Genomic DNA, 2,248 nt, shown 5'->3' on the forward strand with positions numbered 1-2,248 from the left:
TGCCCGGCAAAGGCAGGTTCACGCAGATGGGCCGGTCTCGCCACCGGAGGGGTGAGGGAGACCGGCCCATCGGGGTGGTTCGGGTTGGGTTGGGGCTGCGGGTCGGTGGGGGCTGGTCGCGCAGTTCCTCCCCCAGCCTTCGGCCGGGGGACCCCCAGCGCCCCTTCGGGCGCGTTGCAGCTCAGTCTCTTGCGGCCTCCACCGAAGTCACATCCGTCGGCTGGCCGTCCAGCTTCGCCACCAGGCCGGTGACCTGGCGGGCGATGTCGGGGGCCGTCAGACCGATCTCCGCCATGATCTCGGGGCGGGAGGCGTGGTCCAGGAAGCGGGGCGGGATGCCGAAGTCGCGGAGGGGGACGTCCACGCCCGCGTCCCGCAGGGCCTGGGCGATGCTGGAGCCGACGCCGCCGACGCGGACGTTGTCCTCCACGGTGACGACCACCCGGTGCCGCTCGGCCAGCGGGGCCATCGCCTCGTCGACCGGCTTCACCCAGCGGGGGTCCACCACCGTGGTGGAGATGCCCTGCTTGTCGAGGAGGCCGGCGATCTCCAGGCACATCGGCGCGAGGGCGCCCACGGAGACCAGGAGGACGTCCGGGGTGTCGGTGCCGGGCTCGCGCAGCACGTCCATGCCGCCCACCGTGCCCACGGCGGGTACGGCGGGACCGACCGCGCCCTTGGAGAAGCGGACGACGGTCGGGGCGTCGTCGACCTCGACGGCCTCGCGCAGCTGGGCGCGGACCTGGTCGGCGTCGCGCGGGGCGGCGAGCCTGAGGCCGGGGACGACCTGGAGGATCGACATGTCCCACATGCCGTTGTGGGAGGCGCCGTCGGTGCCGGTGACCCCGGCCCGGTCCAGCACGAAGGTCACCCCGCAGCGGTGCAGGGCCACGTCCATCAGGACCTGGTCGAAGGCGCGGTTGAGGAAGGTGGCGTACACGGCGAAGACCGGGTGCAGGCCCGCGGTGGCGAGGCCGGCGGCGGAGACGGCGCCGTGCTGTTCCGCGATGCCGACGTCGTAGATCCGCTCCGGGAACGTGTCCGCGAACTTCTTCAGGCCGACCGGCTGGAGCATGGCCGCCGTGATGGCGACGATGTCCGCGCGTTCCTTGCCGAGCTCGACCATCTCGTCGCCGAAGACGGAGGTCCAGTCGGCGCCGGAGGCCTTGACCGGCAGGCCGGTGTCGGGATGGATGGGGCCGATCCCGTGGAAGCGGTCGGCCTCGTCCTGGAGGGCGGGCTGGTAGCCGCGGCCCTTCTCGGTGAGGCAGTGCACGATCACCGGGCCGCCGAACCGCTTGGCGCGGGCCAGGGCCGACTCCAGGGCCTCGATGTCGTGGCCGTCGATCGGGCCGACGTACTTCAGGCCGAGGTCCTCGAACATGCCCTGCGGGGCGATGAAGTCCTTGAGCCCCTTCTTGGCGCCGTGCAGGGTGTCGTAGAGCGGCCTGCCGACGACCGGGGTGCGCTCCAGGAGGTCCTTGCCGCGGGCCAGGAAGCGCTCGTAGCCGTCGGTGGTGCGCAGGGTGGCCAGGTGGTTGGCGAGGCCGCCGATGGTCGGGGCGTACGAGCGCTCGTTGTCGTTGACGACGATGACCAGCGGGCGGTCCTTGGCGTCGGCGATGTTGTTCAGCGCCTCCCAGGCCATGCCGCCGGTCAGGGCGCCGTCACCGATCACGGCGACGACGTGGCTGTCGCGTTCGAGCAGCTGGTTGCCCTTGGCGATGCCGTCGGCCCAGCCGAGCACCGTGGAGGCGTGGCTGTTCTCGATGACGTCGTGCTCGGACTCCGCCTGCGAGGGGTAGCCGGACAGGCCGCCCTTCTGCTTGAGCTTGGAGAAGTCCTGGCGGCCGGTGAGCAGCTTGTGCACGTAGGACTGGTGGCCGGTGTCCCAGAGCACCTTGTCCTTCGGCGACTCGAAGACACGGTGCAGGGCGATGGTGAGCTCGACCACGCCCAGGTTGGGACCGAGGTGTCCGCCGGTCTTGGAGACCGCTTCCACGAGGAAGGTCCGGATCTCCTCTGCCAGCTGGACCAGCTCCTCGGTGCTGAGCCGGTCCAGATCGCGCGGTCCCCTGATACGGGTCAGCAGCGGCACCCGTGCCTCCTTGCAGTAGAGCTGATCGAGCTGTTGCCGGGCTCGTCGAGTCTAATGTTCCGCCCGGGCGGCCGACGCGCGGGCTGTACGTCATACGTCACGCGAACGGCAGTACCCATCAAAAGGGTTCCTGAGACACAGCTGTGGCCC

The 2,248-nt window shown here is 70.9% G+C and carries 1 protein-coding gene; it reads right to left on the reverse strand.

Going from position 1 to position 2,248, the window contains the following annotated elements; translation table 11 throughout:
- Window positions 1-181: 181 nt before the first annotated feature.
- The gene (dxs, locus tag ABZ646_RS45335) at window positions 182-2,098 is read right to left on the reverse strand and encodes a 1-deoxy-D-xylulose-5-phosphate synthase (protein ID WP_360533280.1); all 1,917 of its coding nucleotides are present in this window, start codon (window positions 2,096-2,098) and stop codon (window positions 182-184) included.
- Window positions 2,099-2,248 lie beyond the last annotated feature (150 nt).

The organism is Streptomyces sp. NPDC007162 (assembly GCF_040634175.1).
Taxonomy (GTDB): domain Bacteria; phylum Actinomycetota; class Actinomycetes; order Streptomycetales; family Streptomycetaceae; genus Streptomyces.